At 32.8% G+C, this 21,756-nt stretch carries 18 protein-coding genes; 1 reads left to right on the top strand and 17 read right to left on the bottom strand.

The genetic code is table 11. The features are described 5' to 3' along the window. Positions 1-57: 57 nt before the first annotated feature. The 4 genes from AAFN75_RS03870 to AAFN75_RS03885 all read right to left on the bottom strand — a co-directional run bounded on the left by AAFN75_RS03870 (position 58) and on the right by AAFN75_RS03885 (position 4,018). Positions 58-759, bottom strand: coding sequence for an FKBP-type peptidyl-prolyl cis-trans isomerase (locus AAFN75_RS03870; RefSeq protein WP_144115633.1), 702 nt, complete (start codon positions 757-759; stop codon positions 58-60). Between the two features lie 173 nt (positions 760-932). Beyond that, positions 933-1,601 carry a bifunctional 4-hydroxy-2-oxoglutarate aldolase/2-dehydro-3-deoxy-phosphogluconate aldolase gene (locus tag AAFN75_RS03875; protein WP_411808308.1) on the bottom strand — a complete coding sequence of 223 codons (669 nt, stop codon included), beginning with the start codon at positions 1,599-1,601 and terminating at the stop codon, positions 933-935. 27 nt (positions 1,602-1,628) lie between these two features. Further along, positions 1,629-2,846, bottom strand: a complete 1,218-nt coding sequence (locus AAFN75_RS03880) for a 6-phosphofructokinase (protein WP_411808309.1) — start codon at positions 2,844-2,846, stop codon at positions 1,629-1,631. A gap of 125 nt (positions 2,847-2,971) precedes the next feature. Then, entirely contained in the window at positions 2,972-4,018 is a 1,047-nt protein-coding gene (locus AAFN75_RS03885) for a sugar kinase (RefSeq protein ID WP_144115636.1), read from the bottom strand. 153 nt (positions 4,019-4,171) lie between these two features. On the opposite strand from AAFN75_RS03885, the gene AAFN75_RS03890 reads away from it, so the two are divergent. Continuing rightward, a complete protein-coding gene (locus AAFN75_RS03890; RefSeq protein WP_411808310.1) occupies positions 4,172-5,194 on the top strand; it encodes a LacI family DNA-binding transcriptional regulator in 1,023 nt (340 codons plus the stop codon). Positions 5,195-5,210: 16 nt separating this feature from the next. On the opposite strand, the gene AAFN75_RS03895 is transcribed toward AAFN75_RS03890, so the two are convergent. The 13 genes from AAFN75_RS03895 to AAFN75_RS03955 form a co-directional block, all read right to left on the bottom strand. Further along, entirely contained in the window at positions 5,211-7,427 is a 2,217-nt protein-coding gene (locus tag AAFN75_RS03895; RefSeq protein ID WP_411808311.1) for an FUSC family protein, read from the bottom strand. Positions 7,428-7,666: 239 nt separating this feature from the next. Continuing rightward, the gene (locus AAFN75_RS03900; protein WP_411808312.1) at positions 7,667-9,004 is read right to left on the bottom strand and encodes a RagB/SusD family nutrient uptake outer membrane protein; all 1,338 of its coding nucleotides are present in this window, start codon (positions 9,002-9,004) and stop codon (positions 7,667-7,669) included. Between the two features lie 10 nt (positions 9,005-9,014). Then, complete coding sequence (locus AAFN75_RS03905; protein ID WP_411808313.1) at positions 9,015-12,212, bottom strand: SusC/RagA family TonB-linked outer membrane protein; 3,198 nt, start codon at positions 12,210-12,212, stop codon at positions 9,015-9,017. 386 nt (positions 12,213-12,598) lie between these two features. Beyond that, the gene (locus AAFN75_RS03910) at positions 12,599-13,477 is read right to left on the bottom strand and encodes an RsiV family protein (protein WP_411808314.1); all 879 of its coding nucleotides are present in this window, start codon (positions 13,475-13,477) and stop codon (positions 12,599-12,601) included. Between the two features lie 88 nt (positions 13,478-13,565). After that, positions 13,566-14,021: a pyridoxamine 5'-phosphate oxidase family protein gene (locus AAFN75_RS03915; protein ID WP_411808315.1), complete on the bottom strand. Its 456-nt coding sequence runs from the start codon at positions 14,019-14,021 to the stop codon at positions 13,566-13,568. 152 nt (positions 14,022-14,173) lie between these two features. After that, entirely contained in the window at positions 14,174-16,141 is a 1,968-nt protein-coding gene (locus AAFN75_RS03920) for a heavy metal translocating P-type ATPase (RefSeq protein WP_411808316.1), read from the bottom strand. A 127-nt stretch (positions 16,142-16,268) separates the two neighbouring features. Continuing rightward, complete coding sequence (locus AAFN75_RS03925) at positions 16,269-17,180, bottom strand: mechanosensitive ion channel family protein (protein WP_411808317.1); 912 nt, start codon at positions 17,178-17,180, stop codon at positions 16,269-16,271. A gap of 9 nt (positions 17,181-17,189) precedes the next feature. Next, positions 17,190-17,486, bottom strand: a complete 297-nt coding sequence (locus AAFN75_RS03930; RefSeq protein ID WP_411808318.1) for a chaperone modulator CbpM — start codon at positions 17,484-17,486, stop codon at positions 17,190-17,192. 1 nt (position 17,487) lies between these two features. Next, positions 17,488-18,372, bottom strand: coding sequence for a DnaJ C-terminal domain-containing protein (locus AAFN75_RS03935; protein WP_411808319.1), 885 nt, complete (start codon positions 18,370-18,372; stop codon positions 17,488-17,490). Continuing rightward, positions 18,372-18,584 carry a hypothetical protein gene (locus AAFN75_RS03940; protein ID WP_411808320.1) on the bottom strand — a complete coding sequence of 71 codons (213 nt, stop codon included), beginning with the start codon at positions 18,582-18,584 and terminating at the stop codon, positions 18,372-18,374. Before AAFN75_RS03940 ends, AAFN75_RS03935 begins: the two co-directional genes overlap by 1 nt. 82 nt (positions 18,585-18,666) lie before the next feature. Continuing rightward, positions 18,667-19,341 carry an ABC transporter ATP-binding protein gene (locus AAFN75_RS03945; protein WP_411808321.1) on the bottom strand — a complete coding sequence of 225 codons (675 nt, stop codon included), beginning with the start codon at positions 19,339-19,341 and terminating at the stop codon, positions 18,667-18,669. Position 19,342: 1 nt separating this feature from the next. Beyond that, complete coding sequence (locus tag AAFN75_RS03950) at positions 19,343-20,605, bottom strand: ABC transporter permease (protein WP_411808322.1); 1,263 nt, start codon at positions 20,603-20,605, stop codon at positions 19,343-19,345. Beyond that, positions 20,602-21,684 (bottom strand): efflux RND transporter periplasmic adaptor subunit, encoded by a 1,083-nt coding sequence (locus tag AAFN75_RS03955; protein WP_411808323.1) that lies wholly within the window; start codon positions 21,682-21,684, stop codon positions 20,602-20,604. Before AAFN75_RS03955 ends, AAFN75_RS03950 begins: the two co-directional genes overlap by 4 nt. Between the last annotated feature and the right edge of the window lie 72 nt (positions 21,685-21,756).

The following is a 21,756-nucleotide window of genomic DNA, read 5'->3' on the forward strand; positions in this document are numbered from 1 at the left end:
CAAAAAAAACAGGAAGCATAGCTTCCTGTTTTTATATTTAAACTATTAAAGGTAAAATTACTTTACTTCTAATAATTCTACATCGAAAATTAATGTTGAGTTCGGTTTAATTGCTCCTCCTGGTCTTGGATTAGCACCGTAAGCAATATCACTAGGGATAAAAAACTTATACTTAGCACCTTCTTTCATTAATTGTAAACCTTCAGTCCAACCTTTAATAACTTGAGTTACTCCAAACTCAGTTGGCTCTCCTCTATCCACAGAACTATCAAATACAGTTCCGTCAATTAAAGTTCCGTGGTAATGAACTTTTACTTTAGAAGATGTTGTTGGTTTTGCTCCTGTTCCTTCTTTTAAAACTATGTATTGTAAACCACTATCTGTTGTTACAACACCATCTTTAGTTTTGTTTTCAGCTAAGAATTTTTCACCTTCAATTTTATTGTTTTCTCCTTCTTCTTTTAATTTTGCTGCATCAGCTTGTTGTTTCTTTTGAAAATAAGCTCTAACCACTTGTTGTGCTTTAGCTTCATCAAGTAAGATATTTGTAGAATCTGATACATTATTAAAACCTTGCATGAATAAATCGCCATCAAATTCATCAAAACTAGCTTTAACATTTTTGGCAACATCCATACCTATAGCATAACTTACTGAGTCAATCTCTGTTGTTAATGCTTTTTGTGTTGCTCCGTTTTGATTACAAGATGCTACAAGTATAATTACTGCTAGCAAACTTAAAACTTTCATTATTTTCATCTTTATATTTTTTTAATGTGTCGCCAAATGTAACAAATTTTATAGAGAGTAAAAAAGAAAAATAAGGACACTTAATTACCTCTTAAAAACCATAAAACAGGTTACTAAACAACTATTACAAATTAAAAGAGCCACTAGATAGCGGCTCTTAAAAAAATATTTTATACTATTAATTATTTTCTAACAGACTTTACAATAGCTAAGGCTGATTTAACATCCTTCTCTAATTTTGCGTAATCTTTATTAGCAATAATTTCTTTTGAAATCAATTTAGATCCCATTCCAACACAAGTTACACCAGCATCAAACCATCCTTTAAGGTTTTCTTCTGTTGGCGAAACACCACCTGTAGGCATAACCGACGTCCATGGTTGTGGACCTTTAATACCTTTTACAAATTGAGGTCCGTAGATATCGCCAGGGAATAATTTTACGATTTCGCATCCTAATTCCTCTGCTCTAGTAATCTCTGTTAAAGTACCACATCCTGGAGACCATAATACTTTTTTACGGTTACAAGCAATTGCAATATCTTCTCTTAAAACCGGAGTTACAATAAAGTTTGCTCCTAAAGCCATGTATAATGACGCAGCACCTGCATCTGTTACAGACCCTACACCCATTATCATTCCTGGTAATTCAGCAATAGCATATTTAGTTAATTCTCCAAAAACTTCGTGAGCAAAATCACCACGAGCAGTAAACTCCATTAAACGAGCACCACCATCGTAACATGCTTTTAATACTTTTTTACTTAATTCTATATCATTATGAAAAAATAAAGGAATCATTCCTGTATCTTTCATTGCTTGCGCTACTTCTAATCTTGAAAATTGTGCCATTATATTTTTGTTTTTTTATTAGTTAATTTAATTCCAATTTAATATTTTTTTAAAATCGTATGCCTCCGGATTAGGTAAATATTGTTTAGCCAACTCATAATCTTTTTCCTTAATATAAAATAGATTATTAATAAATAGCTGAGCCATATCTGAATTGATATCTACCAATCTAGGTGGTATTTTACCCTCATTATCCTCAAAATCTTTTAGATATAAAGGCATAATATCGCCTTTTGAATTTGCACTTACAATACAACCAGAAACGCCTTCGTCATATAATTTTTTAACACCTATACCTAATAAAGTGCATAGGGTTAAATCGAATGCAATAGGGTTACAACACCTTAATTCGTACCCAAGCTCTACAGGCCTTGATTTTATATCTAAACCAACCTCTTTAAGCTTAGTTTGTAATAAATAATTAAATATATGAGATTTACTTACGTTTCCTAGTTCTGGATGTCCATGATCGTCGTAAGTAAAATTGATACCTGAGTTTAAGATTTCGTCTTCATCCATAAAATGAAAAACACCTTCACTAACCAAAGCAACACCATATTCGATACCTTGAATTTTGCATTTAACAATAGAAGAAATAATCATATTGATAATTTTCTCGAATGTTATTTTAGTTTTATTAAACATTTCAGGAATAATCATCATTTGATAATGACACGCCGATGCAATCCCAAAAGCAAGATGCCCTGCCGAACGCCCCATAGCGGCAACTACAAACCAGTTTTCGCTAGTTCTAGCGTCTTCATAAACGGTATTACCAATACGCACACCTTCATCTTTTGCCGTATGAAAACCAAAAGTTGGATTTCTATCTGGCAACGGTAAATCGTTATCGATGGTTTTAGGAACATGAACATGAGCCACATCCAAATCCTGAGTATTTACATATTTTGTTAACCTATTGGCTGTTGACGCGGTATCATCGCCACCAATAGTTACTAGTAGTTTTACGTTGTATTTCTTAAAAAAACCGGCTTTAAAATCGCTATCTTTTGGCTTAAAACGGCTCATTATTAAAGTTGAACCACCACGACTAAAAATTCTATCGGCATGATGAAAATCAAAAAAAACTAATGAAGGTTCATCAGAAAGCAATCCTTTATAACCATGATGCACACCTATAACCTCGTATCCATCTTTCAAGAATGTTTTGGCCAAAGTACTTATTACAGTATTTATGCCTGGAGCTGGTCCGCCTCCACACATTATTGCAATAGATTTTTTCATATAATTTATATGATTTTAAGGTTAGAAAAACGTACTAATTTAAATAACAAAACTACAAGGTGTTTACAGCAATTACAGCTGTATTTCACCTTGTAGGTTATTTTTATAAATCTTATTGATATAAATTATCTAGCAACTCTACCAGATGCATCACCACCCATTAGTTTTTCAACCTCAGCAACAGTTACTAAGTTTGCATCACCTTTAATAGTGTGTTTTAAACAAGACGCTGCAACAGCAAAATCTAATGCATTTTGATCATTTTCCGGGTATTTTAATAATCCGTAGATTAATCCACCCATGAAAGAATCTCCACCACCAACTCTATCAACGATATCTGTTATTTGATATTGACGCGTTTGTAACATTTGTTTTCCATCATATAAAACTCCAGCCCAAGTATTGTGAGATGCAGAAATAGAACCTCTTAAAGTAGTAATTACCTTTTTAGCTCTTGGAAATTTTTCCATCATTTGTTGGCAAACAGATAAGAAAGCTTCTGCTTTTACATCATGTCCAGCTGTTTGAACTGCTGCTCCTGCAGGTTTAATTCCGAAATGCATTTCTGCATCTTCTTCATTTCCTAACACGATATCACAATACGATGTAATCTCAGTCATAACTTTTTCTCTATGTGCATCGCTACAATAGTTCCAAAGTTTAGCACGGTAATTTAAATCGGTAGAAATAGTAATACCTTTAGCACTTGCAGCTTTAACAGCTTCTAAACAAACATCGGCAGCACCTTGAGAAATTGCTGGTGTAATTCCTGTCCAGTGAAACCACTCAACACCTTCAAAAACAGCATCCCAATCAATCATTCCTGATTCAATTTCAGCTATTGCAGAATGTGCTCTATCGTAAACCACTTTAGATCCTCTAGATACAGCACCAGTTTCTAAAAAGTAGATCCCTAAACGATCTCCACCCCAAACAATTTTATCGACACCTACACCTCTTTTACGCATTTCCATCATAGCACACTCACCAATATCATTTTTTGGTAAACGTGTTACGAAATCACATGACACACCATAATTAGCTAAAGAAACAGCTACGTTTGATTCTCCACCACCGTAAATAGCATCAAAGTTATTTGCTTGTGAAAATCTTAAAAATCCTTGTGGAGCTAATCTTAACATGATCTCTCCGAAAGTTACTACTTTACTCATCTTATTTAGTATTATTATTTAAAAATTAGTTTTTGCTTAAACGTTTAACCAACTAGTTGAAAATAAATCAAAATCTTTAATTACGCTTAGATTTTGATTGAATAAGTTAAAACTATATATTTGCTTAAACGATTAAGCAAATATATAAAAAAATTGAATATCAAAAAGAAAACCACTATAAAAGATATTGCTAATGTTTTAAATATCTCTGCTGCTGCGGTTTCTAAAGCACTTAACGACGACTCTAGAATTAGTAAAAAAACTAAAAAGGCTGTTAAACAAGTTGCCGCAAATCTTAATTATCAACCAAATCATCTTGCTAGCGCCTTAAGAAAAGGAAAAAGCAAATTAGTTGGCGTTATTGTGCCTAGAACTAATAGCAACTTTTTTTCTTCTGTTATTCAAAATATTGAAGAGGTGTTGAACAAAGAAGGTTATAACATTATTATAACACAATCTAACGAATCGTTTAAAAAGGAGTGCGACAGTATTGATACTTTATTGTTCACTCAAGTTGATGGTATAATTGCATCAATGGCCAATGAAACTGTAGATTTAGATTATTATGAAAAAGTAAAAGCAAAAGGCATTCCTTTAATTTTATTTGATCGTGGTGAAAATGATTTAAATGTGGATTATATAGGTATTAATGATTATAAAAGCAGTCAAGATATTATTGAGCATCTTGTAAATCAAGGTCGAAAAAGAATTGCCCATATAGGAGGCTATAAGCGTACCCGCATTTTTAACAATAGAATTAGAGGTTATATTGATGCTGTAAAGAAGCACAATTTACCGTTAGATCCAGAGCTTTTAATTGAAAGCAGCCTAACTATTGAAGATGGCAAAGAAAAAATGGAACAATTACTCCAACTAAAAGAAAGACCAGATGCTGTTTACGTTGCCAGTGATTATGCTGCATTAGGTGCTTTACAAGCTTTAAAAGAACGAAAAATAAAGGTGCCAGAAGATATCGCTTTAGTTGGTTTTGGCGACGAACCTTTTACAGCTGTAGTAACACCTTCTATTAGTAGTATTAACCAACACAGTGCAGGAATTGGAAAACAAGCTGCCTTAACATTTTTAGGTTACACCAAGAAAAAAACAGTAAAACAAACCTTGAATAAAATAATTTTAGATGCCGAATTGGTAATACGAGAATCCTCAAGAAATTAATAAAAAAGCCATTTATTTAAATACGTTTTACTTTTTTAACTAAACTTTCCGATAGATTAAACAGCCAACTTAACTGCTCGAATATTAATTTTGTTTCGTGCAACTGCGCTCTCATTTCGTTAGAAATAGGAACTCCTTTTTTAATTTCTTCTCCACGTTGTGATACTAAGCAATTAAAGTCATCCTCGTAATTCTTGGTAGCCTTATCTAAATCTTCATTTACTAAATGGATATTAGATTCTTTATCTTCTAAAATATCTACAGCTTTTTCAAGATTAGATAAAATATGCGTTACATAAATTTCAAATTGCTTTGGTACGTTGCTTGTTTTGTTTGTTCTAATATAAATACCTAAGGATGCCAACGAAGACAAATAGGTATTACAAATGGTAATTAAGTCGTAAATAACAACAATATTCTGTTGTTTCGATTTAGGCTCTTGCACCAATCTTTGGTAAGCAGCATTCAAATTCGCTACTTGTAAAAACGTCTCTTTTCTAGCTAACTTATAGGCCGTAGACACCTCTCCTTTTTCATGATATAAAACATCTATTTGTTTCAAAAAATCAGCAATTCCATTAATAGAATTAACAAAAAACTCTTTAATGTTTTTCGACTCCCATGCTGGCCAAAATAAATAATTCCCAGCATAGGCCAATACTCCTCCTATAAGCGTATCTACAACCCTAAACTGAATAGCCATTAAAACATTTGGATGAATTAAGGCATACATAAAAACTACATATAAGGTAATAAAGGCTGCGCCATTTCTATAATTCTGTTTTAAAATTGAAAACCCAATTATTAAAGATAAGGCTGCAATTACAGCATAAACTACAGTGTTTTGTGTTAAAAAAACAATACCCACACCTAAAGCAGCGCCTATTAAAGTTCCTACCAACCTTTGTACAGTTCGTTGTTTAGTTAAGCCGTAGCTAGGTCTCATTATTACAACAATGGTTAACAAAATCCAATACGATTGCTGCATTTCCATAGCATACCCAATTAAAAAACCGATTAGCATTGTAAGCGTTAATCGTAACGAGTGTCTAAATATTGGCGATTTAAAACTAAAATTGGCTTTCAGTTTTTTAACATCATAATCCTGTTGAGTTATAAATTGTTCGGCGTCCTTTATGCCTCTAATTTTATTGTTTTTAGAATAATTCTCTAATATCCTAGCGATGTCATTTAAGTTGCTAATCTGCCGCTCTTGATAGGCTTTAAAGTTTAACAGAAGTATGGCACCCTCTCTTGATTCCGGTAAACCTACCTTCACCTTATAAATATCTATATGGTTCTGTATTTTTTTAAGAAGCACTTTAAAATTATCATTAAATGTAAGCTTCTCTTCCTTTAAAACCACCTTAGCAATAAAAGCTAGTCTATTTGAAATTTCGAAAATTAATACTTTAAACTCATCTATTTTTTCGGGATGATCTTTAAATAAGGTATCAAACTTATAATAATCAATCGTGTTGGAAATAGCCAATTCATATATTTCCATAACTCTAGAAAAAAACAACTGTTGTCGTCTTGTTCTATTACTAAAACCAGAGTTTAATCTTTTTTCTAAAATCACCTCTCTTATGGTTTCTTGGAGTTCGTTTATTTCTATTTGCAGTTTAAAATTGGCTTCTAAAAGTTCATTTCTATTATTGATTTCAACTAATAACTTTCCTCTTATTTTTATAAATTCTGATGTTTTGTATAACAGTTCTATAAACAAGTAATCCGTTTGCACTTGTGGTAAAGACAATTGGGTTAAAATTGTTAAAAACAAGTACCAGACGCCTCCTAACGCAAGATATAAGGCATGTTCCAAAACAGTAATCTCACTACTTTCATAGGCAAAGGCTAACACAAACGAAAGCAAACCAGCCAATGAAATTAATGAGGCTCTAAAACCAAAAACCGAAATGTAAGAAACCGCAAAAACCAAAACGATTAACAACGGTATAACTATTAGAAGTGTACTACTAAAATACCCGATTAGTAACGTGATGATAAACACTAACACAACAGATGTTAATATGCCGTAAAACTTATGTTTTAAACTTCCTGGAACATCGCATGGGGCACATAATATTGCGCCTAAAGCTATACTAAAGCCTATTTCGAAACTATTAAAAAAATAAATAGATATTAATACCGGCGTTACCATGGCTAAAGCAACCAAAATGGCCTTAGTAAAATGTATGCTTTTAAAGTATCTAATTAAATTTTTAATCATAACTAAATTTATGCCTCAAATTTAAGAAGTCTTTTTAGCTAAGACTAGTTATTTAGGATAATAATTATTCCAAAACCAAAAGGGCAAAATGTAGTTATTTAAGAGTATCAATCACATTAAAATGACACAAACCTAATGCTAGTTTTAATTTGGATTAAGGGTATAAAAAAAGGTTCTCCGACCTTAAAAAAGATCGGAGAACCTAAAAATCAAACTAACTTAAATTAAAGTTTTTCCTGTTAGTAACCGTCGTTTTGTGTGATTACTCCGTTGGTAGCAAGTATTTCGCTATCTGGAATAGGGAATATGTAATAATTTGCATTAATAGTAAGCCCCATTTCAGCATCAACTGTGCCTGTTCTTACTAAATCAAACCATCTATGTCCTTCAAGCGCTAACTCTACTCTTCTTTCATCATAAATAACTTCTCTAACATCTGCTTGAGAACTTACCGTACCCGTTAAACTTGTTAAACCAGCTCTCGTTCTTATTGGATCTAATAAAGGAAGTACTGTACTAGCAGGTGTGCTATTTTCATTTAATGCTTCCGCATACATTAAAATAACATCAGATAGTCTCATTTCTATAAAGTCCTGATCGGCACCTCCAGTATATTTTACACCTTTACCACCTGCTGCATCAATAGTTAATGCTTTTCTTAAATCTGTACCACCACCAGCAGCACTACTAGCATCAAAAGCAGCAGTTAAGCGCGGATCTAAAGGTGTACTAGATTTAGTATCACCTCCAGAAAACCAACCTGGAAATGTAGAAGAAGACGTAGAACCATCGGCATTAGAAATAGAACCTGATATTTTCGTTGCAAAAATAATTTCTGAACTAATATCGGTTACTACATCAGCAAAGTTAGGCTCTAAAGTTATACCAGCAGCACTAGCAGCGCTTACTACAGCTCCAAGTTCTGTCGCTGCAGGGCCAAAATCACCTCTATGCATGTATACTTTACCAAGAAATGCACGTGCAGCAATTTGACTTGCGCGTCCTGAAGCTATATCAGAATTATCTAGACCCGCTATAGCATCTTGGAAGTCTGGAATAATTACATCATTGTAAATATCATTCACTGGTTGTTTAACCAAGATAGACAAATCGGAAGTACTTGGTGCAGCCGATAAGTTAACAGGAACATCACCAAAAATAAGCACTAGTTTAAAGTAAGATAATCCTCTTAAAAATTTAGCCTCGGCAATTTGAGTTTCATTTGATGAGTTTTCAATAACGTTATTAGCACTTAATATTGCCTTATATAAATTACGATAAACAGGGGTAAAAAATGCACCTGTCATATCTCCTCCTGCCAAGTCTGAGTTATACGTATCAATTGATGTAAAAGGATCTTCTAACATCAACATATTGTCTGCTCTAAAATCTCCTAAAACCGCTTGCGGCATGGCAACTCCTGTGTGATAGTAATATGCTGCATTTAAAACTGGTCCAAATTCTATCAAATTAATTGCTTCTAAATCTAAAGAAGGTGATTGCTCCAAATCATTATCACATGCTGTTATCAACAACGTAGCGACTAATGTTATATATATATATTTTATTTTTTTCATTATTTCTTATTTAAAAATTAACATTTACGCCGAAAGTAAAACTTCTAACAATCGGGCTAGCTCCTTCTTGATATCCGTAAGTTGTAGGGCCTGCATAATTACTATTTTCAATCTCAACACCTTCTGGGTTAAAAGACGTATAATCTTTACCCATTATGTATAATAAATTGGTAGCTGCAGCATATACTCTCAGAGAACCTATTCCCATTTTGCTTATAAAATCTGGTTGAAGTGTATAACCAAGAGTTATATTTCTTAAAGCAATGTATGATGCATCTTGAATCAATGCACCATGTACATCTCTGGTTAATTGATAATGCAGGCCATTATTATCGGCAATACCATCGCTTTCAAGGTCAAAAGCAGGTGTTGTAGAGTCACGAAATTCCGATTGCCAGTAAATAGGATCAATATTATACACTTCAGCACCTTGAGATCCTTGGAACTGGAATGATAAATCAAATTCCTTATAGTTCATAGTACTAGACAATCCCCAGTAAAAATCTGGAGTAGCCGATCCTAATTTAACATAATCATCTTCATAAGTAATGTCACCATCACCATTTTGATCTACTATATAAGCTAAACCACTACCATTTCCAACATTTCTAGTTGGATCTGCCATATATATGGTTTCAACTCTCCCAGCGCTTTCATAACCCCACATTTCACCAAGCTCTCCACCTACATAGTTTCTAAACTCAACACCTCTACCAGACGGCCCACCATAAATTTGTCTAGGTAATTCATCAAGAGATCCTAAGCTAGTAATTTCTGAATTAACTGTAGATAAGTTGGCATTCATACTCCAAGAAAAATCATCTTTTTGCATGATGTTAGCATTTAGTTCAAACTCTAAACCAGAACTAGTAATATCACCACGATTAAGTCTAATTTGTGGTGTTCCTAAAACTTCAGAAACACTTTGTTGAATCAACATATCGTTAACATCTGAGTTATAATAATCTACACTTAATCTGAAACGATTATTTATAAACCCTAAATCAACTCCATAGTTAGTTTCTTTATTGGTTTGCCAAGTTAAATCTGCATTTGCCACATCTTGAGGAATTAAAAACCCTGTACCAAAAGCAGTAGGCGAAGTTCCTAAAATACTTAAAGAACTATAAGAACCTAAATCTGAAGAAGTCCCTAAAGAACCTGTACTAAATCTAAGCTTTAACAAACTTAACGTTTCACTATCTTGTAAAAAAGATTCCTTGTGTACATTCCACCCTAAAGACAATGCTGGAAATACTGCAAACCTTTCATTTGCCCCAAAACGTGAATCACCATCTCTCCTAACAGATGCTGATAACAAATATTTATTATCATAGGCATAAGCAACTCTTCCAAAAATACCTCTTCTTGATTGCTTCTCTTCAATTCTATTAGAAATGACATCTTCAGCATTGAAAAAAGAATAATTTAAAGGATAACCTTCAGGTGCATTAGTACCATCTGATTCAAGTCCGGTGAATTTAGTATTTACAAACTCCATACCGACAACTGCATTAATATCATGCTTATCATTAAGTACAGTTGAATAATCTACAGTAGTTGTACTTAACACAGTAGACTTTTTTATATCACTTATATCCAATGTTCCTCTATCAGCACGTTGTTGACCATCTGATTGTACTCCATGATATTCGTACTCATTAACATCACGTAAATCTGCGCCAAAAATGGTTTTAATGTTTAACCCTTCCATTAACTCATACTGTAAATAAGAACTTACGTTTCCATAATATGTTTTCTTATATCTTCTTGAATTGTCAAATTTAGCAGCTACACCAGCATCTCCTGTTCCTCCAATTCCATTTTGATTTCTACCGTATTGCCAATCGTGAACTACATCACCAGGTTGTAAATCATAGATACTAGTAGGATCTAAACCTACACCTCTATAATTACTATCAAACGACTGCCCTATATTATTTCCTGTAAACCCAGAATCGAATAAAGCTTGTCTTTTTTGATCTAGTTGCTGAACGAAATCAATCGACGCTTGTGTATGGTATATAGGACTTATACTATACGATCTCAAAAGATCCCTCATTTCCCAAGGAACAATATCTTGATTACCATAGAATCCATTCATACTCAAGCCTGCTTTAAATTTATCGTTCAAATTAGCATCAATATTCATACGTCCGTTATATCTTTCATAACCTTGCCCTCTCACAATACCATCGGTATTTAAATAACCAAGTGAAGCAAACGCTTTAATATTTTCAGATCCTCCACTCACACTAAAATCATGGCTAGTTGAATTACCACTTTTAAAAAGCCAATCTTCAATACTCACAACATCTGGTGCATTCGTGTATGCATCAAGTCTATATTCTAATAAACCTGGATCAGTAAAAGAAAGATCATAATCACCTGATTGTAAGTCTTCTGCCCATTCACCAGCAGTTTTAAGCATCTCAATATCTTTTACATACTTTCTTGAAGTACTTGTATAGGCGTTATAACTAAAATTTAGTTTTCCTGTTTTTCCTTTTTTGGTGGTTACCAAAATAACACCATTTGCTCCCAAAGAACCATAAATAGCGGCAGAAGCAGCATCTTTTAACACCTCTAAACTTTCAATATCGTTTGGATTAACCGTTGCTAAATTTCCTGAAATCGGAAAGCCATCAACAACAATTAAAGGATCTGAATTACTCGAAAGTGAAGATCCTGCTCTAATTTGTATTTTTAAGTCCGAACCAGGTTCACCACTCTGATTTTGAATATTAACACCAGGTAGCTTTCCTACCAATGCTTCATCAACACGAGCTGTTTGTACAGCGGCAACATCATCACCACCTATTTTTGCTACTGCTCCCGTTAAATGTGATTTTTTTCGAGTACCATACCCTACAACTACAACTTCATCTAGCGCAGCTAAATCTTCAACTAAGGCAACATTAATTGTATTGTTACCACCTACTGTAATCTCTTTAGCAACATATCCAATATAACTGAAAGATAAAACGGCATCGCTACCACTTACAGTAATAGAATAATTACCATCAAAATCTGTTGATGCTCCTGTAGTTGTTCCTTTAACAATAACATTAACACCTGGAAGTCCCATACCATCTGCCTCAGCAGTAACCACACCGGTTATCGTCTTTTGCTGTGCATTTAAATTCAATGCAAAACAAAACCCTATTAATAATAGGAGCGTCTTTTTTAAATTTCTTGTTTGTTTCATTAATTTAGTTTTTGTTTAATATTAGTTTTGGTACACCAAATTGGTTTACCAAATTGGTTTGCCAAATATATATTAAAACTATGTTAAAACAAAATTTTTTTTCACTAGTTTTTAGCTGGTTTAGAGAATTCCACTAAAAAACCTCTATTAAAATGAAGAATCCTTAATAATTATGCTCTAGCGATACTAGTTAATAAAATTTAAAATAGCCTTGAATTCATGTTTATTACCAATTACAAAGCTAATTTGTTGTACATAGAATAGATGCCAAATTTGTTTTGATGACCACCAAATGAGTATTGAGTCTATTGACTAATAAATTGGTAAGTCGCACTGATTTTATTATAATATGACACTTTAAAAAATTACAATACCGCTCAACTACATTAAAAAACTAATGGATTAGAATCGTATTTCTTTAAAACTGAAAGCAAATTGGTTAAAGGCAGTTCAATAGAATATGTACCTGTGTACGATGGACATATTACACAATCATCAAAATAGAATTCGATATAAGTATCATTGAGTACAAAGTTGTTTTTACTTGTAGAAAAATCATCTAAAGAAACCTCCCAGCAATCATAGTAAATATCTGCTTTTCCAATTCGTTTATTTATGTTTTTGTTTATAATATCTACTAACTCTTCTTCTGAATCCTGAGTAAAAAAATCGGCATAAGTCATAAAAACACCTCTGTTTAAATCGAAATTAAAACAATCGAAAGAATAACTAGGATGCATGGCACCATTATAAAAATTCTCTTTATAAAACAATACGCTTACTAGCAGATCATTAACATTATAAATCTTATAATCGATAAAGCGCTCCTCCCTAAATGTTTTAGCATCTATACTATCACAGAACGCTTTACTCTCTAAAATATCAGATTCTGTTTTGGTTATATTAACATAATAATCATTAATAAACTCATTAAAATTTCTGTTAGTGAGTTTATAAGATTCGTTAATTAGCGGGTATTTAAAATTAATGGTATAATCTTTCTTTTCAACCAGGTAATGCTTATCAATTATCAACTCCTCAAGCTCTTCACTTTCATCTTTTTTTTCGATGAGTTGTTTTTGCTTTAACTCAATGGTAACAGATTTATCTAAGGATTCAATATCAAAATCCTTTAATTTTAATGAATCTAAAGGCATCCGCTTAAGGCTGTCTAAAACCTTATTCTCCAAAGTATTTTCCTCACGTTTATCGTTTTTACACGCTAAAAACACAACTAACAGCCCAACTAGATATAAATATTTCATCCTTTTGAAATTATTACTTTAATTAATACGACATTTATTGAATTGATTAAACTCCTATCAACTTGACTTTTATAGTTTACTTAGTAAATTAGTGGTTTCTAATTTTACCGGTAAGCTCATCTATTTTTATCTGGAAAACGATTGGAAAATCATCTTTGTAGATTTTACTAGAAAACTCACTTATAAAATCTAGTTTCCTGTGTTCTTTATAAATAATTAAATCTTTTACACCTAAAGAGAAAACATGCAGTTGCGCTTTGGAATTACTTCCAGAAAGCTCTTTGAATGTGCCTTGAGCGAGCACTGAATTCCAAGAATTAACCGAATCGATTTCTGAAACCCCTAAAGAAACACTTGTGTTTTTACGCATGGCTCTAATTTTATGGCCTTCGGCTGAGTAACCAATAATAACATTATTTTGTGCATCAAAGAAATAGGTTATTGGCACTACATAGGGCCGATCTCTATAAATATAGGATAGATTACCAATGTAATTGGATGCCAGAATATTTGCACATTCATCTTGCTGTAAATTCCTTATCATGGTGTTATAGTCTAGTATTTCACCTAAAATACTAATAATGTTAGCTTTAGACTATGATATTAATCAGTTCTCACAATTAACAAATGAGATTACTTCTTTAAGAAATCTACTCATGGTACCAAGACCAATTAATTTTTCATAAAACTTAAGAATTAACTCATTTTAAAACGAAGTAATCGCAAGGCATTTAAAACCACTACAATGGTTGAGCCTTCATGAAAAGCTACTGCTACACCTATATTTGTTAGTCCCAAAATGGTTACTGGAACTAGCAGCACTACAACACCAAGACTTATAAAAATATTCTGTTTAATAATACGCTTAGAGGCTCGACTTAAACCAATAACAAAAGGTAAATTTTCAATTTTATCGGACATGAGAGCTACATCGGCTGTTTCTAATGCGACATCGCTACCTGCTGCTCCCATAGCAATACTTACTGTACTTAATGCCATTGCTGGTGCGTCATTAACACCATCTCCTACCATAGCTATTTTTTTATCGCGTTTAATTAATGCTTTTATAGCCGAAACTTTATCTTCTGGAAGCAAGTTTCCTTTAGCTTCAGTTAGTCCTATTTGTTTAGCAATAGCATCACCAACGTTTTGATGATCTCCTGTAAGCATTATCATGTGTTTAACACCTATTTCCTGCAATCGCTTTAAGGTAGAAGCGGCGGTTTTGCGAGGTAAATCCATAACACTAACTAGTCCTACAATATCAGTTTTAAACGCTACTAACATTACGGTATGTCCATTTTGTAAAAGCTGATTCATTTTAGAATGAATGGTTTTAGTGACTTTTATACCTGAATCTTCCATTAATTTTACATTACCGATACGTGTTTTTTCACCTTTATATTGTGCCTGAATACCTTTTCCTTGAATAGCGTTTACATTAGATGCTTTATTTTGAGACGCTATATTAAATTTCACACCTAAATCATTAGCTATAGCTTTTGCCAACGGATGGTTGCTTAAACTCTCCACCTCCAAAACTAAATGAGCTAAATCCTTCTCATTAAAATTATTTAAAGGAATTAAATTTGTGAGTTTTGGTTTGCCTTCGGTTAATGTGCCCGTTTTATCGAATGCTATAGTAGTTATTTCGCCTAAATCCTCTAAAGCTTTTCCGCCTTTAATAAGCACTCCTTTTTGAGCGGCTCTTGCTATCCCGCTTAAAACAGCACTTGGCGTTGAAATTGCCAATGCGCAAGGACTAGCAGCAACTAATACTGTAATGGCTCGGTATAAGCTTGCATTAAAAGTTTCATCTACTATAATGAAAGCAAAACACAATAGAAAAACAACTATAATAACAATGGGCACATACCATTTTTCAAACTTTTTGGTGAGTCGCTGTGTTGGCGATTTTTGAGTTTCAACCTCGCTTACCATTTTAATTAATCGAGAAACCGTAGAATCTTCTGTTAGTTTAAGCACTAAAACCTCAATACTACTATCCCCATTAATTGTACCAGCAAATACAACATGGCTTTTATCAATATCCTTAAACTCCGGCAAATTGTTTGTTCTAGCAATGCTTGTTTTATCAATTGGCATGCTTTCCCCTGTTATTGGTGCTTGATTAATACTAGAACTACCACTTAAAATAACACCATCGGCTGCAATTTTTGTATTTGGTTTAACAACAATAACATCCTCTATTTTTAAAGTCTCGATTGGTACTTCTTCAAGTTTTCCATTCCTTTTTACAAGAGCCGTTTTTGGAGATAAATGACCTAAAGCCTCAATAGATTTTTTAGCTTTATTCATGGCATAATGCTCTAAAGCATGACCTAAACTAAATAGAAACAAAAGTAACGCGCCTTCTGCCCAACTACCAATATAAGCAGCTCCAGCGGCAGCGGCAATCATTAAAAAATCTATATCAAATTCACCTTTCGGAATTTTTTTTATGGCTTCGATAGTAATAAAGAACCCTCCAAAAAAATAAGAAATAATGTAACTTAACAAAGAAAACCAACCTTCTAAGCCAATTAATTTTTCAATACTAAAACCTATAACTAGAAAAACACCGCAAAAGACTGCAAAGTAAAGCTCTGTTTTCTTACCTAAAACCTGGTAATGTCCGTGTACGTCATGTTCATTATTAGCCATATGTTTTTTAATTAAAACTCACTAAAAGTATATCTTGGCATTTCGATGCTTATAAAGTTAATAAATCCATAGTAAAAAAAATAAGTTTACAACCAGCGAACACCATTTATAATGGGTATTATTACTTTTAAATTTGTTCTGAATTTATCTTTATTTCAGGAATTTTAATAAGCTCTATTGTTGTTGATGCTAATACCACTTTTCCGTTTGTTTGCTCGAAAGCTTTTCGAATTTCATCATGAAGAAGGTGCCTTGTTAATCGTCTTTTTTTGTAATCTACAATATACCTTAAATTGAATTCCACCCAATTGTCGGTAAGCCTAATAGCAAGTGTAGGTTCAACTATAGCATCTTCAATATAATATTTATTCACTACCGCTTCCCATTGCGATTTGGATGCCTTAGTGTATTCTGAAAGGGTTTCTGAAGCAATATTAATAACAATAGATTTTGCAAGTTCCATATCTGAACCATAACGAATAGGCAAATTGAATTGATCCCAAATAAAAGGAAAATCTTGCGAGTAGTTATAGATTGGACCTTTAAACACAAAAGCATTACTCAGTTTTACAATACGCCCACTATAGTTATCACTTTCAACCCATTGGCCAATTTCCATCATGGTTGTATAAATACTATCCACATCTATAACATCTCCCTTAATGCCATTAATTTCAATGCGATCTCCAGGTTTATAAACTTTTACTAAAAATATATAGATTGATCCCGCAATACTTAAGATTAACTCCTGTAATGTAAATGCTAACCCTGCAGTAAATAGTCCTATAATTATTGTAAAATCCTTAATAGAACCAGAAAAATAAGTGATAGTTAAAAAAATTAACAATCCATAACCTATAATCTCTATGGCTTTTTGAGCTTTATAACGTATAACCGTATTAGAAATGTGTTTTTTTAAATAGCGTCTTACCAACTGCACACCTAATAAAATAACAAATAGTATGGCAAGAAACCGAATAACATTCCATATTAGTGGATTGGTACTTAACCATTCTTTTATGTATTCTATTGTTGTCATAATAGCAAATTAAAAACCTTCATAAGCGCTTAATTTATTTTTTAAAATGCGCACTTCTTCTTGAAGCAGCTCTACTTGTTTTAATAAATTATAAATAACATCTATACCTTCAAAATTAATATCCAAATCATAATGCATTCGCATCATTTTTTCGATAGCATTAAGCTGGTTAGTTTTTAAATAATCTTGATTATTGGTAATCGTAATTTCAATTAACTCGTATTCTTGTAAGGCGTTAATAAACTTTACAGGTACATTGTAATGTGTGCAAAATTGTTGTATTGATATAAGTTGTGCTGTGTCCATTTTATCGCAATTTTGAAAGTTCTGTAAACAGTTCTTTTTCTTTTTCTGAAAGGTTTACTGGTGTTTTTATATTATAGGTTACATACAAATCGCCAAATTGTCCTTCTTTTTTATACTTAGGAAACCCTTTGCCCTTTAATTTTATTTTGGTGCCATTTTGGGTTTCTGGTTTTACGGTAAGTTTTACTTTTCCATCAAAAGTATTCACCATAATTTCGCCACCTAACAGCGCTTTATACAAATCTAAATCTACCGAAACGTATAAATTATTACCATCTCTTCTAAAAAGTGAATTATTAACCACTGAAAACTCGATATACAAATCGCCATTAGGACCACCATTTACTCCTTTTCCTCCATGCCCTTTAATTTTAATAACCTGTCCATTTTCAACACCAGCAGGAATGGTAATACGTATGTTTTTATTATTTACGGTTAATGTCCTTTTTTGAGTAGTATAAACATCTTTTAATTCTAACTGCAGTTGCGCATTAAAATCTTGCCCCCTAAACTTTACTTGTCTGCCACTACTTCCAGACGCTCTTCCTCCAAACATATCTCCGAAAAAATCCGAAAAATCTTCTTCGGAATAACCACCTTGAGGTCCCTGTGTGCTTCGCTGATACTGCTTTTGTTGTTTCGCTTTTTCGTATTCTTCGGCATGTTGCCAATGCTCCCCATACTCATCGTATTTTTTACGATTTTCAGGATTACTTAGCACCTCATTAGCCTCGTTAATCTCCTTAAATTTTTGCTCTGCAAGCTTATCATTAGGGTTTAAGTCTGGGTGATATTTACGCGCTAGCTTACGATAGGCTTTTTTGATATCGCCTACTGTAGCAGTTTTAGAAATGCCTAGTATTTTATAATAATCGATAAATGCCATTACTTTTTATTATGAGTTTTACTGTATTGCTTTAATATTTGTTTTAAACTTTCTAGATAATCTTCCATAATAGTTATGGTCATATCCGGATGACTATTACTAGGAATAGTAACTGGGTTTTCATCTAACGTAGCATATAGCTCGGGGTAATTTACTTCTATGCTTGTCGTTAACGTTATTATTTGATTTTCTATGTCTTGAAGTGTTTTCATACCTTTTGCTTAAAACTACACTATAAAGTTAGTTGCAAAAGAGGGTATTAAAAATGATTAATATCATGAATGAAAGGTGTGTTTACAGAAGTATTTTTCCATCTTCCATTTGAATAATTCTATCTGTTTTATTTGCAAAATCTTCATCGTGTGTAACGATTAAAAGAGACAAACCTTGCTCATCACTCAACTGTTTAAAAATATTAAATACATTTTCAGCATTGTGGCTATCTAAGTTTCCCGTTGGCTCATCGCCCATAATTATAGACGGGTCGTTTATAAGTGCACGAGCAATAGCTACACGCTGTTTCTCACCACCAGAAACTTGCGATGCTTTTTTAGATCCTAAATGCTCAATATTTAGAATTTTAAGTTTTTGAATGGCATTATGCTCAATTTCTTGAAGTGATTTTTCTGCCAATTTCTTAGCTGGAAGCATAACGTTTTCTAGCACCGAAAACTCCGAAAGCAAATAATGAAACTGAAACACAAAACCAATATGTTTGTTACGCAAATGAGATAAATGCGTGCTATCTTGACCTGTAATAAGTTGGTTTTTAAGATATAGTTCACCTTCGTAATCGGTATCCATAGTGGAAAGAATGTAAAGCAAAGTCGATTTCCCACAACCCGATTTCCCCATAACAGATGCAAATTCCCCTTTTCTTATTTGAAAACTGATATCCTTTAACACATGAAAATTCACAGGCTTTTTAAAGTATTTATTAATATGCTTAGCTTCTAAAATAACACTCATATTATTGGCCTCTTATAATTTTAACTGGATCTATTTTTTTGGCTTTTTTTGCTGGTAAATACCCCGCAAGAAACGTTGATACCATAGCAAACGAAAAGCCTATTGTAAAGTACAACGGATCTTTATTTATAGGGTATGTTTCTACGGTTGGTAAAGCTTCTGTTTTAAAAGGAATTGTTTCGATTAAACTCGTTAACCCGAAACCAATTAGCAAACCTAAAACACCACCAACAAAACCAATTATCATAGCTTGACTCATAAAAATAAGTTGTACATCTTTACCAGAAAACCCTGTAGCCTTAAGAATAGCGATGTCATTCATTTTTTCGTAAATAAGCATATTTAAAATATTGTATATACCAAATCCTGCTACAATAAGAAGTGTTATAGACACAGCGTAGGTAATTAAGTTTCTAATTGTTGTTCCGGTTTCAAACTGTGCGTTAGCGGTTTTAATATCAATAGCTTTAAGGTTAAATTGTTGTTCTATTGTTTTTGCAAGTGGTATGGCTGTTTCTATATCATACAACTTCACATTAATATCTGTGATATAGTTATTAGCTTCTCCTAAAATGCGCTGTACCGTTTTAATATTAGTAAAGCTTTGAATAGCATCTACATCGGCTACACCACTTTGATAAAACCCTACAATTTTTAATGGAAAAATAGAACCATTTATTGGGCTTACCTGAATACGGTCTCCTATTTTTAAAGCCATTTTTTTTGCAATACCAATACCCAACAAAATCCCATTATCTGTATTTTGTAATGCCATGGCAGACCCTTCTATAATATAATCGCTCATATTAAAATACTTAGCTTCTTCAATAGGATTGATACCTATAAGATTCCCACTAATTTCTATCGATCCTGCTATATAGAAAATTTGTGCTTTTACCTGAGGAAGTGCGCCTAATACTTTATCACTATGTTCTAAATAATTTATAATTGGTAAAGCATTATGTATTTTTTTCTGACTTAATTTTGGTTTAATGGAATGAATAACGTTAAAACTATTACTAAGATTATCGTATAATGAAACCGGTTGCTTTTTTGAAGGTTCAATTTCATTGTAAACGTGAATGTGTGGTGTTTGATTTAGCATTAAATCATCCAACATGGTGTTTAAACCTGTCATAAAACACACTAAAGTAATGTAAGACCCAATACCAAATGTTACACCTAATGCAGCAATGGATGTTTGCTTTATTTTAGTAAGTAAATGTGTTTTAGCAATACTTAATATGATGCTCCAATTAGTCATTTGTCTGGCTTATAAATATATGTATCCTTGGTTATTCCTGAAAGCACTTCAATGGCATCTAAATTTTGCACACCAATATTTACAGACACAATACCGTCGTCTGTTTTTACCTTATTATCGTCTATTAAATAAGCTTTAGGAATGGTTAATACATTTTCCTTTTTGGTTATGATAATATTAGCCTCACCAGAAAGTCCTGGATACAATATTTTTGGTGGATTTATAAAAACAGCTTCAACGGTAAAAGTTTGGTTTCGTTCGTCCTTTTTGGGATAAATTTTAGAAATCTGAGCTTCAAAAACAGTATCTGCATACGCCTCTAAAACTAACAACACCTGTTGCTTGTTATTAATTCTAACAATATCTACCTCATCTACCAGCAAATTAATAATAAAACGATTTGTGCTGCCTAAAACTGCTAAAGGCTCCATACTTGATACAATCTCCCCTGGTTCGTTTAGTAGTGCATAAACTTTCCCATTCATTTTACTAGCAACCATAAAATCACTTGTTGCTATGGAAGCCGTATTAAAATTATTTTCCGCTTGTTTTACTACGGTTTGCAACTCATATTTGGTTCTATTATAATTGTTTTTTAAAAGTTTTAATTGGTTTACAGCCAAGTCGAAAGTGAGCTTTTTACTTTCATATTGCAATTTGGAACCTATACGTTGTTCCCAAAGATTTTTTTGTCTGAAATAATTAATCGAATCGTTTTTAAGTTTAAGGATAGCCGCATCAATTTCATCTTTAATACCACTTAAAATAGCTGCACTTCCATTATAATTTTCTTTAGCGAGATCTAAAGCAAATTTGGCATTTTCACTATTTAATTTTGGTGCACTATTAATAATTTGAAACAAGGGTTTTCCTTTAGCTACCAAGTCGCCTTCTTTAACAAGAACGTCGTCTAAAATTCCTGAAACAGCGGCATAAACTTTATAAAGGCTGTCGGGCTGAACCGTTGCCGAGGCATAAACAGACTCCGTTAAAGATTGTTCTACAGGTAAAATTTTATCCTGTTTATCTGAGCAAGACACGGTAAGCAATAGTATACTGATACAAAAACATACTTTCATGACTAATAAGATCGTTTAAATTTTAACGTGATATTTTGATAGATACAACTAATGCTCTAGGACATGTACCTG

This window comes from Algibacter sp. AS12, assembly GCF_046736315.1.
Taxonomy (GTDB): domain Bacteria; phylum Bacteroidota; class Bacteroidia; order Flavobacteriales; family Flavobacteriaceae; genus Algibacter_B; species Algibacter_B amylolyticus.

What these genes read in the sequence shown, in the direction of transcription:
- AAFN75_RS03870 (WP_144115633.1), bottom strand. Translation starts at nt 759, where the DNA reads ATGAAAATAATGAAAGTTTTAAGTTTGCTAGCAGTAATTATACTTGTA.
- AAFN75_RS03875 (WP_411808308.1), bottom strand. Translation starts at nt 1,601, where the DNA reads ATGGCACAATTTTCAAGATTAGAAGTAGCGCAAGCAATGAAAGATACA.
- AAFN75_RS03880 (WP_411808309.1), bottom strand. Translation starts at nt 2,846, where the DNA reads ATGAAAAAATCTATTGCAATAATGTGTGGAGGCGGACCAGCTCCAGGC.
- AAFN75_RS03885 (WP_144115636.1), bottom strand. Translation starts at nt 4,018, where the DNA reads ATGAGTAAAGTAGTAACTTTCGGAGAGATCATGTTAAGATTAGCTCCA.
- AAFN75_RS03895 (WP_411808311.1), bottom strand. Translation starts at nt 7,427, where the DNA reads ATGATTAAAAATTTAATTAGATACTTTAAAAGCATACATTTTACTAAG.
- AAFN75_RS03900 (WP_411808312.1), bottom strand. Translation starts at nt 9,004, where the DNA reads ATGAAAAAAATAAAATATATATATATAACATTAGTCGCTACGTTGTTG.
- AAFN75_RS03905 (WP_411808313.1), bottom strand. Translation starts at nt 12,212, where the DNA reads ATGAAACAAACAAGAAATTTAAAAAAGACGCTCCTATTATTAATAGGG.
- AAFN75_RS03910 (WP_411808314.1), bottom strand. Translation starts at nt 13,477, where the DNA reads ATGAAATATTTATATCTAGTTGGGCTGTTAGTTGTGTTTTTAGCGTGT.
- AAFN75_RS03915 (WP_411808315.1), bottom strand. Translation starts at nt 14,021, where the DNA reads ATGATAAGGAATTTACAGCAAGATGAATGTGCAAATATTCTGGCATCC.
- AAFN75_RS03920 (WP_411808316.1), bottom strand. Translation starts at nt 16,141, where the DNA reads ATGGCTAATAATGAACATGACGTACACGGACATTACCAGGTTTTAGGT.
- AAFN75_RS03925 (WP_411808317.1), bottom strand. Translation starts at nt 17,180, where the DNA reads ATGACAACAATAGAATACATAAAAGAATGGTTAAGTACCAATCCACTA.
- AAFN75_RS03930 (WP_411808318.1), bottom strand. Translation starts at nt 17,486, where the DNA reads ATGGACACAGCACAACTTATATCAATACAACAATTTTGCACACATTAC.
- AAFN75_RS03935 (WP_411808319.1), bottom strand. Translation starts at nt 18,372, where the DNA reads ATGGCATTTATCGATTATTATAAAATACTAGGCATTTCTAAAACTGCT.
- AAFN75_RS03940 (WP_411808320.1), bottom strand. Translation starts at nt 18,584, where the DNA reads ATGAAAACACTTCAAGACATAGAAAATCAAATAATAACGTTAACGACA.
- AAFN75_RS03945 (WP_411808321.1), bottom strand. Translation starts at nt 19,341, where the DNA reads ATGAGTGTTATTTTAGAAGCTAAGCATATTAATAAATACTTTAAAAAG.
- AAFN75_RS03950 (WP_411808322.1), bottom strand. Translation starts at nt 20,605, where the DNA reads ATGACTAATTGGAGCATCATATTAAGTATTGCTAAAACACATTTACTT.
- AAFN75_RS03955 (WP_411808323.1), bottom strand. Translation starts at nt 21,684, where the DNA reads ATGAAAGTATGTTTTTGTATCAGTATACTATTGCTTACCGTGTCTTGC.